Consider the following 20,730-nt stretch of genomic DNA (forward strand, 5'->3'; position numbering starts at 1 on the left):
GATCAGTTGCCTGTTGGCATCGGGATACTAAAACCGTCCTTTGACAACTCATCGCGTAGCCACTGGAATTGTTGGTATTTCGAGATCTCGATCGGACCGGAGTAGCTCGCGCTCTGCAGCTTGCGCGGCGGATACTTTACATAGGTTTCCATCAGCTGTTTGATCGCGTCGCCGATGGTGACCATCGTCCAGGTGCGCTCCGTGTAGTTGTTCATGAAGATGTCGTAGCGCTCCTGCGGGTCCTGCCAAAGATCGAAGACCTGCGGGACCGTTGCGACATATTTGGATGCGCCCTTCCAGCCAAGGTTCGAATCGACCGCCAGTCCTCCCGTCGACTGACCGTCGTCGCCGCGCAAATTGAACACCGCCTTGTAATTGCCGACGCGGGCAGCGCCGGGCGAAAGTTCGTTCTCGGTGAAGTAGAACCAGGACGTGCGTTCCGACTTGCCCGTACCGAGCAGGATCGGCGACATGTCATAGCTGTCGAAGATGGTCGGCTGGCCCTCGCGGTCCTTATCCGGCAGGGCGACGCCGGCGACGGAGGCGAAAGTCGCCATCAGATCAAGCCCGCCGACGATATCGTGGTTCTTGCTGTTTGGCTTGACCTTGCCCGGCCAGACAGCGATGGCGGGAACGCGATTGCCGCCTTCGCGAACGGTACCTTTGGTGCCGCGGAATGGCGTGTAACCGGCGTCGGGGTACACGTCCTGCCAGGCGCCGTTATCGGTGGTGTAGAACACGAGGGTATTTCTGTCCAAGCCGGTTTCATGGAGTTTGTCCATGATGCGGCCAATGCGGGTGTCCAGTTCCACGATGCTGTCGGCATACTTCGATTTCGACATCGACTTATGCTCGAACTCCGGTGCAGGCAGGTTCGGCTGGTGCACCTTCATGAAGTTGACGCTGATAAAGAATGGCTTGTCGGATTTGGATGCGTCGTCGAGGAAGCCAACGGCGGCCTTCTCGACGTAGCTATCGAAGAACGGAATACCGACAACACCCGGTGCACCGTTGATCGTCGGCGTATCGACGTACTGGCCGTTGATCTTGAACTCTTCCACGGCTTTTTCACCCGCTTTGCCTGACAGAGCGCCTTTGGTCACTTTCTGGAACATCGCCCGCAGCTTCGGATCCATGTCGGGGAACCGCAAAATCCGCTCGATGGCAGCCGACCTACCTCGTTACCGTTACAGAGTTGACATTTCTCCACATTAGATCACCCTAAATTGTAATCTGGACTGCAGGGGTAATCTGGTCGTCGGCATTATCTGGAAATGTCTTTCAGGCGGCCATCATGGGGATGGCGGCTTTCGTTTCTCGGGCAGGGTCCGATGGGTACTAAGCGCACAAGACGGATCTTCTTCATCGAGTTCTATCGCCAGCTTGGCGTTGTCTGGCCAATCCTGTCCGGCATGCTTGGCATCATGCTCGGGTGCGGCCTGTTGATCGGGCGAATAGAGGAATGGCGGATGATGGACACGCTGTATTTCACCTTCGTGACCGGTCTTACCATCGGCTACGGCGATCTGGTGCCGAGCCACTTGTCTTCGCGCGTGCTGGCCTTGCTTATCGGTCTTACGGGGATTGTGCTCACCGGCCTCGTGGCAGCCGTCAGTGTCCAGGCGCTGAGGACTACGGCCGATGATAGCAACGGGCGAGATTCGCCAGACTGAGCCTTGTTTGCTGTCGCCGGCCGCATTCCGGTCGAGAAGCCTCGATGCATTTGGGGGTCTCATGAGCCAGCTTTGGCACGAAATTCGGCACACTCCGCTCCTCTGGCTCCTGGTCCTGGGGCCGTTGGTGCTGGTGGCGCATAGTGCCGCACCCGATGCGCACACGCTGCTTTTCCTGCTTTCGGTCTTGGCGATCATTCCGTTGGCAACTTTGTTGAGCCATGCCACCGAAGCCGTCGCCGCCAGGACGGGCGACACGGTCGGCAGCCTTCTCAACGCAACACTCGGCAATCTGACCGAGCTTATCATTGCGCTGGCCGCCTTGCGGCTTGGTCAGTACACGCTGGTGAAGGCCTCATTGGCCGGCGCCATCGTCTGCAACACGCTTTTCATGCTGGGCGCTTCATTCCTGCTCGGCGGCCTGAAATACCACGTTCAGGACTACAATCGCGTCGGCGCCCGCCTGCAGACGAGCATGCTTTTCCTGGCAACGATCGCCCTTATCGTTCCGTCGGCAATGGCCGAGGCCGATAGTCTCGCAGCGGCACCGGACTTCATGCAGGAGTTGAGCTTCGGTCTGGCGATCGTTCTGATCATCGCATACGGGTTGGGCTTGTTCTTCTCCCTGAAAAGCCATCGCGAATTCTTCGGCAGCGTCGAGCATGCTGCCACCTCGGACGATGCTCCCTGGCCGTTGAGTGTTGCGCTTGCGACGTTGGCCGCCGTGACGGTCATGGTCGCCCTAGTCAGCGAAGTCTTCGTGGAATCGGTGCAGCAGGCGGCCGAGACGTTCGGAATGACGCCGGCATTCGTCGGGTTTATCGTCGTGGCACTGGTGGGGGCGGCGGCCGAAATGGCGTCGGCATTTTCCGGCGCTCGCAAAAACCGGCTGGACCTGAGCGTCGGCATTGCGCTCGGTAGTGCTGCCCAGATTGCCCTTTTCGTTGCTCCCGTTCTCGTGCTTTTGAGCTACGTCATCGGGCCGACGCCGATGGACCTGCAGTTCTGGCCGGGTGCGGTCACCATGGTGCTGCTCTCCACCATGACGGCCTTCATCGTCACGACCAGCGGCCGGGCCGCGTGGTTCGTAGGCGTGCTGATGCTCATGGTCTATGTGATCTTCGCCATGACGCTGTATCTGCTGCCGCCCAAGCTCTTGTGAGCTCGCACGCAGGCAAAGGACCCAGCTGTTCAGGGCAGGTTGATCTGCCAGGAAACGCCGAAGCGATCGTTGACCCAGGTGAAACGCCGGCTGAAGCCGTAATCCTCCGGTGGCATCAGTATCTTGCCGTCCTCAGCAAGAGCGGTGGAAAGACGAGTGAGTTCTTCCTCGCTGTCGCAATCGATGAAAAAGGAGAAGGACGGGGTGAAATCGAAGGCGTGGCTGACCGGGCTGTCGATGCATTTCACCGTCTGGCCGCCAAGGCGGAAGGCTGCCACCTTGACGCTGCCTTCGGCACCCTGTTCGCCAGGGCCATAGCGCTCGATCGACAGGATCTCGGCATCGGGAAACAGCGAGACGTAGAGCGCCATCGCGGTCTCGGCCCTGTTGCTGCCTTGGAACATCAGGAAAGGGGTGACGGCTGCTACCATGTCTGCCTCCTGCGTCGAATGTTTTGGCCGCACGCCGCGGCGCTGTTTTGATGTCGGCTTGGCCCCGTACTGGAGAACGGCCAGGTCGGCCCTGCGGTTCCCGCTCCTTTGACGCGCCCGTGCCTTTGCTGGCGCGAACGCGGGCGCACTTTTGCCGCACGCGGCGGGGGCGCACAAGTCTGTCCGATCTGCTGATGTCCGGTGGGGAGGGTGAAAACGCCTTGAGGGGCCGGCGCGAGCCGAAGCCTGCCGAGGCGCACCTGCGCGTCTCAGGGTTTGCGGATGATGCTGCCGAGCGGCCGCTTGAGCAGGCTGTCGCGCAGCGAGCCTTCGCGTCGCGGTTCGGTGGCGGGGCGGACAGCATAGGCATCAGTCGGTGGCGGCGGGCGATAGCCGGCCGCCGGCTCCGGTGTCTCGGTCAGAAGCTGCTGGCGGATCTGGTTGAAACGCTCGAGCTGCGGATTGCCGGGCTCGGGCGCGCGGGGCAGCATGTCGGGGCGATAGGGCTCGATCTCCGCTACGTCATCGTCGTCGAAGCCGGCAGGCGCCGGTTCGTCGCGGGTCTCGGGGCCCAGTTCTGCGGCCCAGAGCCGCTCGTCCTGCTCGTCGGTGGTGGCGGCCGCCAGATAGCTCTGCTGGAAATTCGAGATGTTCGGGCCGGTGATCGCCCGCATGCGGTTGACGATCGAGCGGATGTCGACGGTCGGCGGCGCGTCCTCGTCGACCCGGTCGATAATCCCGTGGGCGCGGGGCAGCCGCTCCTCGTTGACGCGGGTAAAGCGCATTCGCATGGGCACGGCGACCGCCTCGCCGAAGGCGATGGCTTCGCCGTTGCCAATCGATGAGATGAAACTGGTGGTCGAGATCGACGAGTTGGGAATGGCCGAGCGGATGATCTCCTGGTCGCGGTCGTTGGCGAGCCGCATGGCAAAGACCGTCGAGCACTGCGACAGGATCGTCGGGTCGAGTTCGCCCGGACGCTGGGTGATGATGCCGAGCGAGACCCCGTATTTTCGGCCTTCCTTGGCGATGCGGGCGATCGCCTGGCGCGTCGGCAGGAAGCCGAGCGACGGGTCGGCGGGCACATAGCGGTGTGCCTCTTCGCACACGACCAGCATGTGGATGCCGCCACTGCTCCAAAGGCCGATTTCGAACGCCATGCGGCAAAGCACCGAGGCGACGGAATTGACGACTTCCGACGGGATGCCTGCGAGTTGGAAGGTGGCGATCGGCCGGCCCTCGCCGGGAATGCGGAAGACCTTGGCGATCGTGTCCTGGATCGTGTCGGAGATCGTGTTCGACGAGAACATGAAGTGGTAGCGCGGGTCGTTGATCGCCGAGACGATCCTGACCTTGAGCGAACGCAGATGCGGCTTGTCGTTTCGCCCTTCGAGCCGGCCAATGCGCTCGTCGATCAGCGCCAAGAGGTCGGCGATGCGATAGGGCACGGGGGTATCGGCGGTAATCGAGCTCTTTTCCGTCTGGCGGCGCACGAGGCCGGACTCGGCGCTGCCCTTGAAGGCTTTCTTGGCGTCGGGAATGACGTCGCGCAGGATGTCGAGTTCTTCGGGGATGGCGGGACGGCCACGGAAAATGACCTCGGCGAACTCCTCCAGCCGGAAGAACCAGAACGGCAGGTCAAGCGTATCGGGGTCGATGACGACAGCAAGTTCCGGGAAGGCGGCGGCAAATTCGTTGTGCGGGTCGAGGATCAGCACGCGCAGTTTCGGATCGGCGGCAATCGCCTTGTTGAGCAGCAGCGTCACGGCGGTCGACTTGCCGACACCCGTGGTGCCGACGATGGCGAAATGCTTGGCCAGCATCGACGGCACATGGATCGTCGCGTCGAGGCTTTCGTCCTGGGTCAGCTTGCCGATGATGCAGCAATCGTCCTGGCCGGAATCGTAGATGCGGGCGAGATCGGCGGTGCGAATGCGATGGGCGACCGCACCAAGGTAGGGATACACGCTGATGCCGGCGGAAAACTCCTCACGGCCTCCGGGGCCGACATGGACTTCTCCCATCAGCTCGACCTCGATGCGGAAGGTGTTGTCGGTGTCTTCGCCCCATTCGCTGCTGGCCGTCTGCATGGAATAGACGAGGGCAACCACACGGTTTCTTCCGACCGTGATCGAGATCAGCCGGCCGACCGACCAGAGTTCCGTCAGCGAGGTTTCGCCCTTTTCCGCGACGGCAGCAATGGTTGCGCGCGAACCGCTGCACGCGACGACGCGGCCGAGGAAGCGATTGCCGGGCTTCAAGCCGTCGCGGCGATCCTGCTCTCCGGCACGCATCGAGGAATGAAGATCATTGTTCAGCAACGCACAACCCCGGCACAACGGTCCTTCATGTTAGCGCGGGGGATTTAACAAGTGGTTTCGGCATTGGCTGCGACGATCAGGCGCGAACGCTGCCAGCGACGCATGGCTGGTGCATTGCTCGCATCAATTTATGCGCGTACTCTAATATAATGAATTCAAAGTGTGCCTGAGCCACGGGAGATTTTCCTCATGAAAATTTGTCACAGCATGCTTGCGGGCGCAGGTTTTCTCGCCATGAGTTGCATCCCCGGGTTGGCGCAGGAGGTCAAAGGTCTCCCGGGTTCTCCGGACGCCACGATCACGATTGACGGCAAGCAGCTTCCCCAAGCCGATCCGCGCTTCGGCGGCGTGATCAATCAAAAGGCCTCGGAGTCGCAGCCCTGGTGGGCCCCGCGCATCGCGCCGCCGCAGGGCGCTCCCAACGTGCTGCTTATCATGACGGACGATGTGGGCTTCGGTGCGCCCGGCACCTTTGGTGGCGTCGTCCCGACGCCTGCTCTCGATCGCATCGCCAACGAGGGCCTGCGTTTCACGAACTTCCACTCCACATCGCTGTGCTCGCCTTCACGAGCGGCATTGATTACCGGCCGCAACCATCACGTCGCCGGCTTCGGTGTCGTTGGTGAGATGGCAACGGGATATCCTGGCTATAACTCGATCATCCGCAAGGAGAACGGCACCATCGGCACCATTCTCAGGGACCATGGCTATGCCACCTCGTGGTTCGGCAAGAACCACAACACGCCCTTCTATCAGTCAAGCCAGGCGGGCCCGTTCGACCAATGGCCGAGCGGAATGGGCTTCGAATATTTCTACGGCTTCGTCGGGGGCGACGCGAGCCAGTGGCAACCGAACCTGTTCCGCAACACCACGGCCATCTACCCGTTCGAGGGCAAGCCCGATTGGAACCTGACCACGGCAATGGCCGACGATGCCATACAGTACATGACGCAGTTGAAGGAGATCGCGCCAGACAAGCCGTTCCTCGTCTACTACGTGCCCGGCGGCACCCACGCGCCGCACCATCCCACGCCGGAATGGATTAAGAAGATCGGCGATATGCATCTCTTCGACGAGGGCTGGAACAAGCTTCGCGAGACCATCTTTGCCAACCAGAAACGGCTGGGCATCATGCCCGAAAATGCCAAGCTGACGCCTTGGCCGAAGGAACTGCCGGAATGGGATACCCTCAATCTTGAGCAGAAGAAGCTCTTAATCAAGCAAGCGGACGTTTATGGAGCCTATCTCGCCTATACCGACAATGAGATCGGCAGGGTCATCCAGGCGGTCGACGATCTGGGCGAACGCGACAACACGCTGATCATCTACATCAGCGGCGACAACGGTGCGAGCGCCGAAGGCATGGTCAACGGCACGCCGAACGAGTTCACGACGTTCAACGGCGTTCCGGTCCCGGTGAAAGACCAGTATCTCTGGTACGAATTCTGGGGGTCGGACCGCACGTTCCCGCATTTCTCCGCTGGTTGGGCGTGGGCGATGGGCACGCCGTTCAAATGGATGAAGCAGGTGCCGTCGCACTTCGGCGGAACGGCTCAGGGCATGGCGATGTCGTGGCTGGGCCACATTGTTGACGCGGGAGGTATCCGCCGGCAGTTCCACCATTTCATCGACATCGTGCCGACGATCCTTGAGGCGACCGGTATCACAGCGCCGGACACGATCAACGGCATCCAGCAGCGCCCCTTCGATGGCGTGAGCATGATGTATACCTGGGACAAAGCCAACGCCAAGGCGCCATCCACGCGCAAGACCCAATATTTCGAGATGCTCGGCAATCGCGCCATCTATCACGACGGCTGGGTGGCGGCGACGACGCCAGCGACCCTGCCGTGGGAGCTGAGCGCCAAGACGCCTCCCGATGTGATCTCCGGATACAAATGGGAGCTCTACAACGTCAAGGACGACCCCACCCAGTTCGACGACCTTGCCGCCAAGATGCCAGACAAGCTTAAGGAAATGCAGGCGCTGTTTTATTCGGAGGCAGCAAAACACGACGTCTTGCCGCTGGATAACTCCACGCTCGCCCGCTGGAACGCGCCTCGTCCGAGCCTGACGGCGGGACGGGCGGAATTCACCTATTCGGGCGAACTAAGCGGTGTGCCAGCCAGTGCTGCGCCGAAAATACTGGACAAGTCCTACAGCATCACGGCCGAAGTCGAGATACCCGAAGGCGGAGCGGAAGGCATGATCGTCACCGAGGGTGGGAGGTTCGGCGGTTACGGGCTGTTCCTGAGCAAGGGAGAACTGGGATTCGGGAGCGGTAAGGTCGTCTTCCTCTATAACCTGCTCGACCTCAAACGAACCACATGGGAAGGGCCCACACTGGATGCCGGCAAGCACACCATTGTCTTTGACTTCAAGTCGGACGGCCCAGCGCTGGGTCAAGGTGGCACGGGTATCTTGACCGTGGATGGCAAGGAAGTGGTAAGGAATTCGCTGGATCACACCACGCCGATCACGTTTCCGGAAGACGAATCTTTCGATGTTGGCCTGGATACGCGCTCCGGCGTCGCGATGATCGAGTATCGCTACGATCCACCTTTCAGGTTCACCGGCAAAATCGACAAGTTGACTTTCAAGTTGAGCGAGCAGCCAACAGCGAAGCCTTAGGCTGTTCAGGCAGCCTTGAAGCGCATGGTTGAATGAAAGGTATATGCTGGTGAGTTCGATGAAAACGGTCCTGATGTTCGCCGCCGTCAGCGAGGCGGCCACGGGGATGGCGTTACTCATCGCCCCGTCGTTTGTGGCGGAACTGTTGTTCGGCGAGCCCCTGGCCGGCGCGGGAGCGTCGGCTGCTCGCGTGGCCGGGATCGCCCTGATCGCATTGGGGCTCGCCTGCTGGCGGCATTCGCCTCTGGTCGGCATGTTGACCTACAATGTGGCCGTGACGCTTTATCTTGCCTATCTCGCTGTCGCCGGTGAGCTGACCGGCGTCCTGCTGTGGCCGGTCGTCGCGCTTCATGCCGTCTTTTCCATCCTTTTGTCGCGCGCTTGGCTCGTCGCTCCGGAGCGTTGAACGAAGATCCCAGTTCAGGACGCGGAATCTCGGGGACGACAACCTTGATTGAAGGCCACGGCGGCTGACCTGTTCGCAATAACGGGGAAGTTCGGGAAACCATACGTCCTGTCGCAAACGTAATTCAACCAAACGGTTGACTATTTGCCAGTGCGCGCGTACATTCAACCAAATGGTTGAATTATAGGTGCCTGAGATGATGTTCGTCTTTCACCCCGACCACCTGCCGAATGCCCAAGAACGCTTCTGGACCGACCGTCTCGACAGGCTCGAGAGGGCGTTGAGCCAGCGCGTGTCTCCATCAACGGAAAACCACGGCCCGACCGGCCGTGGCCAGACCAAAGCCGACCCGATCGAACCTCGCCCGGCCTTTCCGGGCCCGACAAACCCAAGCCCGACAAACCCAAAAAGGAGACGACAGATGAACGACCTTTCGACCCTGGACACCTATGGCGTGCTGAGTGAACCGGACACGTTGAAGATGACGCGGCTACTACCCGGGCCGATCGAGCGAGTCTGGGCCTATCTGACCGAAAGCGACCTGCGCCAGCAGTGGTTGGCGTCAGGCCAGATGGAGATGAAGGTAGGCGCGCCGGTCGAACTCGTCTGGCGCAACGACGAACTCACCAACCCGCCCGGCGAGCGCCCGGCCGGTTTTCCCGAAGAGCATCGGATGCAGAGCCAGATCACCGACCTCGACCCGCCGAGAAAGCTCTCGATAAGCTGGGCCGGTAGTGGTGACGTTTCCTTCGAGCTGGAGACGGTGGGCAACAGGGTGCTGTTGACCGTGACCCACCGCAGCATTGCCGACCGCGCCACCATGCTGATGTTCGGTGCCGGCTGGCACATGCATCTCGACATTCTGGCTGCTCGTGCCAACGGCACGGAGCCGCAACCTTTCTGGGACGGCTGGAACCGCCTGATGAAAGACTACGACCAACGGCTGCCTGCCTGAAGGGGAGCGCCGGTCACAACAGGCGTGTGGCGATGCAGGGCTTCTCGCTCCGAGAGCCCGATGCCGCACGCCGGCTGTGCTCCAGAAATCTGTTCGCGCAAAAAAAAGTGCGACGACGAGTCGGATGTCCGAGCCCGGAAGCGTCCTTGTGCCGAGGGGACGGTGTGTGTGCCTTGCGTGGAGTTTCCGTCCGGGCCGGCGCAAGCCGGGCCGCTTGAAGAACAGCAGTCGAGATGAGGTACGAGGAGATACCACATGCACAATTCCCGATATCGCTGGGTGATCGTCGCGGCGGGCGGCCTGTTGGGCTGCATCGCCATCGGCGCCATGTTTTCGCTGCCGGTGTTTCTTCGGCCGATCTCGCAGGATACCGGCTGGTCCGTCACCGGCGTCTCCAGCGCGATGACCATCGGCTTTCTATCCATGGCGGCGGCAAGCATCGCCTGGGGCAGCCTCTCGGACCGGCTGGGCGCCCGGATGATCGTGCTGATCGGGTCGGTTATTCTTGCCGGGAGCCTGCTTTTGGCAAGCCGGGCGACATCGCTCATCGAGTTTCAGATCGTCTTCGGCCTTCTCGTCGGCGCGGCGACCGCGGCGATCTTTGCGCCGATGATGGCCTGCGTCACCGGCTGGTTCGATACCCATCGCAGCCTGGCGGTATCCCTGGTTTCTGCCGGCATGGGCATGGCGCCGATGACCATGTCGCCGCTGGCGGCATGGCTCGTCTCCATCTACGATTGGAGAACGGCGCTGCAGATCATCGCGGTCATCGTTGCCGCCGTGATGATACCGACGACGCTCTTGGTGCGCCGCCCGCCGGTTCAGGAAGACGAAAACACCGCTTCGGCAATGGATAGCGGGCCGCAATCGTCAATGTCGGTCAGCCAGGCCGTCCGGTCCCCGCAATTCATCGTGCTTCTGCTGACGAACTTTTTCTGCTGCGCCACCCATTCGGGCCCGATCTTCCATACGGTGAGCTACGCGGTCACCTGCGGCATCCCGATGATAGCTGCCGTTTCGATCTACAGCGTCGAAGGGCTCGCGGGCATGGGCGGCCGCGTCGCCTTCGGCCTGCTCGGGGACCGGTTCGGAGCCAAGCGCATTCTGGTTCTGGGACTGCTGATCCAGGCGTTCGGCGCGCTTGCCTATGTCTTCGTCAGCGAACTGGGGGCGTTCTATGCGGTGGCGGTGCTGTTCGGCTTCATCTATGCCGGTGTCATGCCGCTTTATGCGGTGCTGGCGCGCGAGAATTTTCCGCAGCGGATGATGGGCACGGTGATTGGCGGCACGGCCATGGCAGGTAGCCTTGGCATGGCGACCGGACCCTTGGCCGGTGGCCTGATCTATGACGCCTTCGCCAGCTACGCCTGGCTCTATATCGGTGCCTGGGGCATCGGTCTCGGCGCCTTCCTGATCGCCTTGACCTTCAGGCCATTCCCCAAAGGCGTGCCGGTGCCCGTACCGGCACAGTGATCATCGGGCGATAGCCCACGTGGACGGCCGCGAGGGCTTGGATCAGGTCCGCCTCGCTCGGTCAGCGCCCGGGTACCAGGCGAAGTTCGAGGACCGGCCCGTGTACGGAGGCGGGCAAGCGACGGGCTGGGCCGCGTCAATGACGCGACACGCAGCGGGTCGGCAAACCCAACGGTGACCGGGAACTGGAACGGTTGCTCGGCGATCTCGTGGCTAAGCTGGTCAACGCATGACGTCGGCGGAGCTTTCGGCCGCGATCAAGGGAGCTTTGGTCCGTGAACGGGCAGGGCCGGCTCTGTCGCAACCGCTCTATTGGTGGGAGTTCATGTCGAAGACGACCCAGCGGAAGAACAGGTAGATGGCGCCAGCGCTGATGACCAGCGGCGAGAGTACGGAAAGGTCAAGCATATCATTGCCTTGTTTTTTAGCACTGCATCATGCAGCCGGGCCATCTTTCCCCAGGCCACTTAAGTTTAAGTGGATCGATATGGTAAACGGAAGGGATTGGTGGCGATGGCGCGACGTTGCCTCATGGGCGCTTGCGGCGGCGGCGGCCCGGTTTCGTGCAATCCGATATCTCCCGGAAAAAGCGTTGACGCTTCCGGCTTTTGCGTTTAACAAATCGTCCCATGATAAATTTTGCGGTTATTCTTGTGGTGGGACGGCGCATGGGCAGGATGGTGTAACCATCCGGCAGTAGCCACCCATGCGCTAAACGAGGCTCCTGACGGGGCCTTTTTTTATGCCTTCAAACAAGCTAAGCACCCAACTGGGAAAAGGGATGGAAGCAAGTCAATGAGCGGTACAGAGAACCAGATGACAGGCGCGGAGATCGTTCTCCAGGCACTGAAGGACAATGGCGTCGAGCATATCTTCGGCTATCCCGGTGGCGCCGTGCTTCCGATCTACGACGAAATTCACCAGCAGGAAGATATCCAGCACATCCTCGTTCGCCACGAGCAGGGCGCCGGCCACATGGCCGAAGGCTATGCCCGCTCCACCGGCAAGGTCGGCGTCATGCTGGTTACCTCCGGTCCCGGAGCCACCAACGCCGTCACCCCGCTGCAGGACGCGCTGATGGATTCCATCCCGCTCGTCTGCATCTCCGGCCAGGTCCCGACCTCTCTGATCGGCTCGGACGCCTTCCAGGAGTGCGACACGATCGGCATCACCCGGCCGTGCACCAAGCACAACTGGCTGGTTCGCGACGTCAACGATCTCGCCCGCGTTATCCATGAGGCGTTCCGCATCGCCCAGTCCGGCCGTCCGGGTCCTGTCGTTGTCGACATCCCGAAGGACGTGCAGTTTGCGACCGGCACCTATACGCCGCCGTCGGCCGTTCCGGCCCAGACGAGCTACCAGCCGAAGACGCAGGGCGATCTGAAGAAGATCGAGGAAGCCGTCGAACTGATGAAGACGGCCCGCCGTCCGATCATCTATTCCGGTGGCGGTGTCGTCAATTCCGGCCCTCAAGCCTCGCAGCTGCTGCGCGAACTGGTCGAGCTCACCAATTTCCCGATCACCTCGACGCTGATGGGGCTGGGGGCCTATCCTGCTTCCGGCAAGAACTGGCTCGGCATGCTGGGCATGCACGGCACCTACGAAGCCAACATGGCGATGCATGACTGCGACGTCATGATCTGCGTCGGCGCGCGCTTCGACGACCGCATCACCGGCCGCCTCAACGCGTTCTCGCCCAACTCCAAGAAAATCCACATCGACATCGATCCGTCGTCGATCAACAAGAACGTTCGCGTCGACGTGCCGATCCTCGGCGATGTCGGCTCGGTTCTCGAAGACATGGTCCGGCTTTGGCGTGCGGCCACAAAGGCGGACGACAAGACACGGCTGGCCGACTGGTGGGAAGGCATCGTCAAGTGGCGGGCGCGCAACTCGCTGGCCTATGCCGCCAACGACGACGTCATCATGCCGCAATACGCGATCCAGCGGCTCTATGAGTTGAGCAAGGGTCGCGACACCTACATCACCACCGAAGTCGGCCAGCATCAGATGTGGGCCGCCCAGTTCTTCGGCTTCGAACAGCCGAACCGCTGGATGACCTCGGGTGGTCTCGGCACGATGGGTTACGGTTTCCCGGCTGCCATCGGCGTCCAGGTCGCGCATCCCGACAGCCTCGTCATCGACATTGCCGGCGATGCCTCGATCCAGATGTGCATCCAGGAAATGTCCTGCGCGGTCCAGTACGGCCTGCCGGTCAAGATCTTCATCCTCAACAACCAGTACATGGGCATGGTGCGCCAGTGGCAGCAGCTGCTTCACGGCAACCGTCTGTCGCATTCCTACACCGAGGCGATGCCTGACTTCGTCAAGCTGGCGGAAGCCTATGGCGGTGTCGGCATCCGCTGCGACAAGCCGGGCGAACTCGACGATGCGATCCGTCGCATGATCGACACGCCGGCGCCGGTCATCTTCGATTGCCGCGTTGCCAACCTCGCCAACTGCTTCCCGATGATCCCATCGGGCAAGGCGCACAACGAGATGCTGTTGCCGGACGAAGCCACGGACGAAGCGGTCGCCAACGCGATCGACGCCAAGGGCCGCCAGCTGGTTTGAGATAGGGACAGGAAACAATAAAATGAGCGCACACCTTCAACCGACCGGTTCCGCCTATTTCATCGCCAAGGAAACCGAAGTCGCCGAAACGCACACGCTTTCGGTTCTCGTCGACAACGAGCCGGGCGTTCTCGCCCGGGTCATCGGCCTGTTCTCCGGCCGAGGCTACAACATCGAGAGCCTGACCGTTTCGGAAACGGAACATCAGGCGCATCTCTCGCGCATCACCATCGTCACCCGCGGCACGCCGCACGTGCTCGACCAGATCAAGAACCAGCTCGAGCGGCTGGTTCCGGTCCACCGGGTCGTCGATCTCACCGTGCGTGCCGGCACGCTTGGCCATGACCGCCCGGTCGAGCGCGAGCTGGCGCTCGTCAAGGTGCATGGCTCGGGCGACCATCGCGTCGAGGCCCTGCGGTTGGCAGATGCCTTCCGTGCTTCCGTCATCGACGCCAATATCGATCACTTCGTGTTCGAGATCACCGGCAAGTCGTCGAAGATCGAACAGTTCATCGCCATCATGAAGCCGCTCGGTCTCATCGAAGTCTGCCGCACCGGCATCGCCGCGATGAACCGCGGCCCGCAGGGGATGTGATTGTAGGTTAGCGGGTAGGGGGGTGACCCTTGTCTGGCCTATCTGAGCCAGGCGGGGGGTGTTTGCCCCACACCTCAGCCCTCTCCCCGCAGGCGGGGAGAGGGGGTGCAACTTCGAGTTTGCGCAACTGGAGCGTTTCCGGTTTAGACAGAGTCGCAGAAACGCTCTATCTCCCTGTTTTGACACATTTCCTGACGGAAAACCGCTTCGCACTTTTCCTGGAAATGCTCTAGGTGGCGACTGCCACCCGTCCCCCCGATTCTTCCCTGACAAGCTCGCACCTCGATCGGCCTTGCTGCCAAAGTCAAAAAAGATCAAATTGATTCTTGTATCTGTTCATCGGGGGAATGGCAGATAGGCGGCGCTGGGGAGCTGACATCCTTTTACCTGGCAGAGAATGCAAATTACCCGTTCCGTTACCGGGGAAACATTAGTGGTGAATGAACCGCGATAATTCTCAGGAGCTCACAAAATGGCAAGCAGCAAGCGGCCCTATGATGAGACACTTTTGCGGAAGGCCTTCGATGTGGCGCGGCGTTCGCGCGAGGGCGGGGATCACCCGTTTGGTTCAATTCTCGCCGACCGTGACGGCAATGTCTTACTGGAACAGTGCAACGGCTACAGTTCGGAAGGTGGCGACCGCACGGCCCACGCGGAGCGGCTTTTAGCCACGCGCGCCGGCAAAGCCTATGATTTGGATTTTCTTGCCGGATGCACGATGTACACGTCCGCGGAGCCATGCGCCATGTGCTCAGGCGCGATCTATTGGGCAGGCATAGGGCGCGTCGTGTTTGGCCTGTCCGAGAGAGAGATGAAACAACAGATAGGCGCGAGCGAGGAAAATCCGACGCTTGATCTCCCCTGCCACATCGTGTTCGCCGCCGGTCAGCGCCCAACGGAAGTCGTCGGCCCCATGCTTGTGGACGAGGCGGCGAAACTCCACGAAGAATACTGGTCTCGTCGTTAAAGCGTTTCCGATTTAAACGGAGTCGCAGAAACGCCCTATCTCTTTGTTTTTACGCATTTCCTGACGGAATGCCGCTTCGCACTTTTCCTGGAAATGCTCTGGATCGCGACGATCCTATGAGTCCAATGGATTGGAGTCTGGTGGCAGTTTCTGCCTAATTGCGCAAGTTTGCCGCATCTATCCTTCTCCCCGCAGGCGGGGAGAAGGTGGCCGGCGGGCCGGATGAGGGGCGGGCGGAACGCTGTGCAAGTCGCCAGGAAACTTCGACAGGCCAGGCAGTTGGCTAATCCCGTAAACAGCCTACACGCGATAGGGGCACGCCATTCTCCCGCATTCCGGCCCACTGCATGTATCCTAAGGATACATGCAGCAATTCAAAGTGCTACAGCGACCTTTGCGCGCCTAATAAGACGCGCGGCGCTGTAGTGCCGGAATCCAGCGACTCGACGTCCGTCGGGTCAAAAGACCTTTCAGCCCAAAGACTTGGGCTGGCTGGATTCCTGTGACAAGCACAGGAATGACGGGGGGGTTGGCCGGTCCCCAGCGTCTCCACGACCCGTCATCATGAGAGCTGAACCTGCCAATTTCTGCCGGAAAGATCCGAGTGGGGCCTTAAACGGTCGGCCCTCAAATCATCTCCAACGACCTTTTGCGCTTCGGTGGCGGGAAGGCGTTGTCGAGGGTCGCGAGGTTTTCCGGGGTCAGGTGGATGTCCATCGCGTCGCGGTTTTCGCGGGCGCGTTCCGCCGAGCCAGTCTTGGGGATCGAGATCACGCCGGGGCGGGTTTTCAGGAAGGCGAGTGCGATCTGCGCCGGCGTTGCCTGGTGCGCCTTGGCGATGTGGACGAGATCCGCGTTGCGCAAGAGCCGGCCCTCGTCGAGCGGCGAATAGGCCATGACGGCGACACCGCGCTTCTGGCACCAGGGCAGGAGATCATATTCGATGCCGCGCCTTGAGAGATTGTAGAGAACCTGGTTGGCGGCGACGTTCTTGCCGCCGGGAACCGCCAACAACTCCTCCATGTCGTCGACATCGAAGTTGGAAACGCCCCAGGCGCCGATCTTGCCGGCCTTCTTCAGGGCTTCGAACGCCGCCACCGTCTCGGCGAGCGGATAGCCGCCGCGCCAGTGCAGCAGGTAGAGATCGATATGGTCGATGCCGAGATGCTTCAGGCTGCGCTCGCAGGCGGCCTCGGTGCCGATCCGGCTGGCATTGGAGGGCAGCACCTTGCTGACGATGAAGGCTTCGTCGCGCCGGCCTTTGACCGCCTCGCCGACGACGCGCTCCGAGGCGCCGTTGCCGTACATTTCGGCGGTGTCGATCAGCGTCATGCCGAGGTCGAGGCCGGCCTGCAGGCTCTTCACTTCCTCTGCGGCGCGCGAGCGCTCGTCGCCCATGCGCCAGGTGCCCTGGCCGAGAACCGGAACGGAGCGTCCATCGATGAGCGTGGTGGTCGGGATCGGATCGTGCATTCGGCTTTCCCCTTGGTCGGACGTGGACGGGATTAAGCGTTGGGCGGGTCCCAGCGTTTCGTATGTCGCAATCTAGCGCAATCGGCGGGTCTTTCGAGGTGCCTTTTCTCGGCGCGCAGGCGCGTTGCTGGTCGCGATATCTCGGGCGCGGAACTCGACCCAACTCCCGTTCCGTCCTATCAGGCCGGTGGTCGCCCGATGTTGTCACCGTGACAATTCCGGGCTGGTTGCCAGGATTAGGTCAATTATGTTGACCTAATCCTGGTGGAGGAAGATAATGCAGGCCGATACGCTCCTGGCGTTGTTTCTGTTCGCGCTCACGACGTCGATTACGCCGGGCCCGAACAATATGATGCTCTTTGCCTCGGGCGTGAACTTCGGCTTCGTGCGCACCATCCCGCATATGCTGGGGATCGGTGCCGGTTTCTTCTCGCTGCTGATCGCCGTCGGTCTCGGCCTGGGCGCGCTTCTCCACGCCGTACCGTTGCTCTACACCACCCTGAAGTTTGCCGGCGGTGCCTATCTCGTCTGGATCGCCTGGAAGATCGGCACCTCGCGCTCGCTCGGCGAAGGCAAGGCCGGCGCCGTGCCGATGACCTTCCTGCAGGCGGCGGCCTTCCAATGGGTCAATCCCAAGGCCTGGGTCATGGCAGTCTCGGCAATGGCGACCTATACCGGCGGCGAAAGCTACATCGCCAGCGTGCTTGCCGTCGGCCTGGTCTTTGCCCTCGTCAACGTACCGAGCGTCTCCACCTGGGCCGGTTTCGGCTCGGCCCTGCGCCAATGGCTGTCGGAGCCCGCACGGCTCAAATGGTTCAACATCACCATGGCGGTGCTGCTCGTCGTCAGCCTGTGGCCGATGCTAAAATAGCTGGAACTGCGGCTTTGCCAGCATCAGCCAGAAAATGCCGACAACGGCAAAGAAGGCCGGGAAGCCGCAGGCAAACCAGATGGCATAGAGCCGATCGAAGGCCGGCGGCAGCGGCGTGTTCTCCGCCGCAGCAAGCTGCGCCAGATTGCGCAGCCGGATCTGGATCCAGACCACGGGAAGCCAGAACAGGCCGGTGACGACATAGAGGATCAGCGACAGCGCGATCCACCCTTCCGCAAGCGACCAGCCGATGCTTGTCGCCAGCAGATATCCGGTGATCGGCTGAAACACCACGGCTGTGGCGGTGAAGACCGTATCTGCGACCACGACTGTGCCGGCGACATGGGCGATCAGCCGCGCATCGCGCGTGCGGCTCGCCATCAGCATGAAGAAGGCGATGCCGGCGCCGGTACCGAAGAGCACGGTGGCGCCGATGACATGGGCGAGGCGCAGGAGGTCGTCCGGAAACATCAGCGTTCATCCCGAATGGCGAGGGTGGCAAGCGTCAACAGGATCGACGGCAGAACCTTGACGAGCGGCCCGAGCGGATCGGTCCAGAGTTCGGGCTCCGCCAGGGTTGCGGAGGCGAGATAGGCGGCGGTCAGCGCCAGCATTCCCAAGAGCGCCTGTTTCGCCCACGGGCGGACGAGCACCGCGGCTCCGAGCACGATATCGGCAAGGCAGGTCAACAGCGTCAACGCCGTTGCCGGGCCTTCGGCCAGGAACCGCAGGAAATGCTGTCTCGCCGCATCGATGGCAAAGAGCGGGACCAGCCCCGAAAGCAACCAGAAGGCCGACAGCCCGACGATCAACAGTGGTTTCAAAAGATAAAGCCGGGCAAACCAGAGATCCTGCACGCCGGATGGCACAGCCGAAAGGCTTTGGCGGGCCGACAGAAACGGCACCGGGGCGTGAGCGTCATCCTCGGCTGAGACGCCGCCGGCCATCACCGAAAGCGCAGTCGAGCGCAGTGGCGAGCGCCAGCCGAGCCGTCCGGCGATATCGGCAAGGAGCCCGACGGGTGCGGCGAGCGGGGCCGGCAGCGAAACGATCCTAGCTGGCGATAGGCCAAGCCATTGGCGGTGCAGCGCGACGAGCTCGGCAAGGGGTGGCCGCTCTGGGTGGCCGAGCACGAGGTCGCTTCGTTCGGGCAGGAGACCTGCGACGGCGGCGCTGACCGCCTCGGTGACATCGCTAAGGGCAACTGTTTCGACGCGGCTTTGCGCGTGGACGAGCGGGATCGCGAAGGGCAGGGCGGCAAGCGCCCTGAGCAGGGCCGAGCCGCCATGGGCATTGCGGCCGAGCACCAGCGCCGGCCGCAGAATGACATGCGACACGCCGCTTTCCGCAAGCGCCGTGTCGGCGCGGAACTTGGTGGCGAGAAAGGCGAGGTCAGTGCCGGCATCGCCGCGCGGCGCCGAGATCTGCACGATGCGCATCGGCGGTTTGTTTTTGGCAGCGGTATAGAGCGCCAGCATCGCCGCTTCCTGGGTTGCAGCGACATGATCGGCCAGGCCATCCTGCAGCGCGCCGGCGCAGTTGACGACCACGTCATGCGTCTCGACCAGCGGCAGCCAGTCGCCGGCCTTGCGCATCTCAGCAAGGTCGGCGGCAATCCATGACGCTCCCGGCCGTTTCAGCCGGGCGCGGGCGACATTGCGACCAAGGCCGGTCACCCCATGTCCGTCGCTTGTCAGTCGATCGAGGAGGGCCGAGCCGATGAAGCCGGTGGCGCCGAGAATCAGAATTTTCATGACGTCAGTTTACAGAGCTGCCAGCGAAAATTGGCGGGTAAAAATGATCGAGCAGCGAAGGTGGATTGGACGACTTCGCGCCTCGGATGGAGCCGGCATCATGCAACAGCAGAGGCTGCTGCGGGCACCAGGGCAAGCCTGCGATTGCTAGGTCAACAACCGACGCGGCAGGGGGCAGGGCGAACCTATCACAAGAACTGGTCGATAATGGACAAGACAGCGAGCAGCAGCATTGGCGGAATGACTATGGCAAGCCGGAATGCCCATTTTGAAGGCAATCGTGGCCTATCGACCGGATTGTCTTTCCGCAACGGTCGAATGAGTTTTTCCCTGACGAACGCGGGGGATAGGAGGTCGCCGAAGGACACCCCTATGGTCTCATCGATTGCCGCTCGAATGTGATTGCGCTCGGCCTCGCTCAGTTCAAGCCGGGTGAGTTTCTCGTCAAGCAGGATCGGTAACGGGACGCCTTCGGTGATGACGGCGAGGGCGGGGTAGGCATGTCCGGCGAAGGGGGTTGTCGGCAGCGCGCGGTCGTCGCTCGTCGGCCGGAGGTACAGTGGGCGCTGGCCTGGCTTCATCCGGGTATAGGCTGTCTTTATAGTACCGCGCGCAAAGGGAACGCTCGGGGCGTAGCGCAGGATTTGGCTGCCGCTCAGATCGACGATGATGGGCTTCAGCAAATACCGCCGGCCGGCGGCGCGGCGGGCAAGGAGAATGGGGATGGCGTTGCTCAGCATGACCAGGCTGAACAGCACAAGGCCGGCTCCGAGGATGAGCCGCTGCGCCGTCGTGCGAATGACGCTGCGATAATCATGGGTGAGGCTGACATGCTCGGGGCTGTCGCCGGCGATTGTGATGTTGCCGTGCCGGCAAAGGCCGGGTTGACCGACCGAACGGGTGTTCAAGATTTGCTCGTGGGGCTGACCATCGTGCTGAAAGCGAACCTGCGTGCTGCAGAGCTGGGGTTCGCCGCTGCCAGGCAGGCAATCGACCGAGCAAATCTCTGCGCCGCTGACGAGAACGGGGTTCCGGCTGATGGCGTAATCACGCCTGATCTCGTCGATCGGGAGCCGGAGCAGGCCCACCGCCAATGGCAACGGCAAAAGTGCCAGGAAGAGGAAAAAGAAGCCGAGGGAAAAGACGGGCGCAACGACGCGGATAGCACGGGACGGGAAAGCACTTTCGATTGGTGTCGTCATGCGCTGCCAGTTCCCCCAATGCTCCGTCCTCCGCCTTCCGCCCACAAGGCGTCGTGGCGTCGAATCACCCCGCTTGCTAAGACCTTAGCGCAACTTCAGACTTGTGACGGAGGTGGTGTGCAATCGTGCCTTCGCCGTTTCCTGATGATTGCTTGCAATCAAACGGGCCGTTTTGACAGCGATGGCAAACCGCGTCGAACCGGACTTGTTACGGTGACAATTCCGGTCCACGGCCGCTGGTA

The 20,730-nt window shown here is 61.7% G+C and carries 16 protein-coding genes and 1 pseudogene; 10 read left to right on the forward strand and 7 right to left on the reverse strand.

Annotated features, from left to right (window positions below):
• Nucleotides 1-2: 2 nt before the first annotated feature.
• Nucleotides 3-1,145, reverse strand: a pseudogene (locus IB264_RS14480) (sulfatase-like hydrolase/transferase); the annotation flags it as partial.
• A gap of 186 nt (nucleotides 1,146-1,331) precedes the next feature.
• Here IB264_RS14480 and IB264_RS14485 point away from each other — a divergent pair.
• Complete coding sequence (locus IB264_RS14485; protein ID WP_025427662.1) at nucleotides 1,332-1,673, forward strand: potassium channel family protein; 342 nt, start codon at nucleotides 1,332-1,334, stop codon at nucleotides 1,671-1,673.
• A 61-nt stretch (nucleotides 1,674-1,734) separates the two neighbouring features.
• A complete protein-coding gene (gene cax, locus IB264_RS14490; protein WP_057211147.1) occupies nucleotides 1,735-2,835 on the forward strand; it encodes a calcium/proton exchanger in 1,101 nt (366 codons plus the stop codon).
• A 29-nt stretch (nucleotides 2,836-2,864) separates the two neighbouring features.
• Here cax and IB264_RS14495 read toward each other — a convergent pair whose 3' ends face one another.
• On the reverse strand, nucleotides 2,865-3,266 hold the full coding sequence (locus IB264_RS14495; protein WP_025427660.1) for a VOC family protein: 402 nt from the start codon (nucleotides 3,264-3,266) through the stop codon (nucleotides 2,865-2,867).
• Nucleotides 3,267-3,535: 269 nt separating this feature from the next.
• A complete protein-coding gene (locus IB264_RS14500; RefSeq protein ID WP_162174744.1) occupies nucleotides 3,536-5,560 on the reverse strand; it encodes an ATP-binding protein in 2,025 nt (674 codons plus the stop codon).
• Between the two features lie 216 nt (nucleotides 5,561-5,776).
• On the opposite strand from IB264_RS14500, the gene IB264_RS14505 reads away from it, so the two are divergent.
• From IB264_RS14505 to IB264_RS14535, 7 genes are all read left to right on the forward strand, one after another.
• Nucleotides 5,777-8,218 (forward strand): arylsulfatase, encoded by a 2,442-nt coding sequence (locus tag IB264_RS14505; RefSeq protein ID WP_192433712.1) that lies wholly within the window; start codon nucleotides 5,777-5,779, stop codon nucleotides 8,216-8,218.
• 43 nt (nucleotides 8,219-8,261) lie between these two features.
• Entirely contained in the window at nucleotides 8,262-8,624 is a 363-nt protein-coding gene (locus IB264_RS14510; protein WP_244494216.1) for a hypothetical protein, read from the forward strand.
• A 421-nt stretch (nucleotides 8,625-9,045) separates the two neighbouring features.
• Nucleotides 9,046-9,579: an SRPBCC family protein gene (locus tag IB264_RS14515; protein WP_025427656.1), complete on the forward strand. Its 534-nt coding sequence runs from the start codon at nucleotides 9,046-9,048 to the stop codon at nucleotides 9,577-9,579.
• A 255-nt stretch (nucleotides 9,580-9,834) separates the two neighbouring features.
• A complete protein-coding gene (locus tag IB264_RS14520) occupies nucleotides 9,835-11,052 on the forward strand; it encodes an MFS transporter (RefSeq protein ID WP_025427655.1) in 1,218 nt (405 codons plus the stop codon).
• 795 nt (nucleotides 11,053-11,847) lie between these two features.
• A complete protein-coding gene (locus IB264_RS14525) occupies nucleotides 11,848-13,626 on the forward strand; it encodes an acetolactate synthase 3 large subunit (protein WP_025427654.1) in 1,779 nt (592 codons plus the stop codon).
• 22 nt (nucleotides 13,627-13,648) lie between these two features.
• A complete protein-coding gene (ilvN, locus tag IB264_RS14530; protein ID WP_025427653.1) occupies nucleotides 13,649-14,221 on the forward strand; it encodes an acetolactate synthase small subunit in 573 nt (190 codons plus the stop codon).
• Between the two features lie 472 nt (nucleotides 14,222-14,693).
• A complete protein-coding gene (locus IB264_RS14535) occupies nucleotides 14,694-15,188 on the forward strand; it encodes a nucleoside deaminase (protein WP_025427652.1) in 495 nt (164 codons plus the stop codon).
• 627 nt (nucleotides 15,189-15,815) lie between these two features.
• Here IB264_RS14535 and IB264_RS14540 read toward each other — a convergent pair.
• Nucleotides 15,816-16,661 carry an aldo/keto reductase gene (locus IB264_RS14540; RefSeq protein WP_025427651.1) on the reverse strand — a complete coding sequence of 282 codons (846 nt, stop codon included), beginning with the start codon at nucleotides 16,659-16,661 and terminating at the stop codon, nucleotides 15,816-15,818.
• A 277-nt stretch (nucleotides 16,662-16,938) separates the two neighbouring features.
• On the opposite strand from IB264_RS14540, the gene IB264_RS14545 reads away from it, so the two are divergent.
• Nucleotides 16,939-17,532 (forward strand): LysE family translocator, encoded by a 594-nt coding sequence (locus IB264_RS14545; RefSeq protein ID WP_025427650.1) that lies wholly within the window; start codon nucleotides 16,939-16,941, stop codon nucleotides 17,530-17,532.
• Here the strand turns inward: IB264_RS14545 and IB264_RS14550 are convergent.
• The 3 genes from IB264_RS14550 to IB264_RS14560 form a co-directional block, all read right to left on the reverse strand.
• Nucleotides 17,524-18,003 (reverse strand): DUF2269 domain-containing protein, encoded by a 480-nt coding sequence (locus tag IB264_RS14550; RefSeq protein ID WP_025427649.1) that lies wholly within the window; start codon nucleotides 18,001-18,003, stop codon nucleotides 17,524-17,526. The two genes, IB264_RS14545 and IB264_RS14550, sit on opposite strands and share 9 nt — an antisense overlap.
• Complete coding sequence (locus tag IB264_RS14555) at nucleotides 18,003-19,286, reverse strand: SDR family oxidoreductase (protein ID WP_025427648.1); 1,284 nt, start codon at nucleotides 19,284-19,286, stop codon at nucleotides 18,003-18,005. Before IB264_RS14555 ends, IB264_RS14550 begins: the two co-directional genes overlap by 1 nt.
• A 188-nt stretch (nucleotides 19,287-19,474) precedes the next feature.
• Nucleotides 19,475-20,488 carry a hypothetical protein gene (locus IB264_RS14560; RefSeq protein WP_025427647.1) on the reverse strand — a complete coding sequence of 338 codons (1,014 nt, stop codon included), beginning with the start codon at nucleotides 20,486-20,488 and terminating at the stop codon, nucleotides 19,475-19,477.
• Nucleotides 20,489-20,730: the final 242 nt, after the last annotated feature.

This window comes from Ensifer sp. ENS11, from assembly GCF_014851895.1.
Classification (GTDB): domain Bacteria; phylum Pseudomonadota; class Alphaproteobacteria; order Rhizobiales; family Rhizobiaceae; genus Ensifer; species Ensifer canadensis.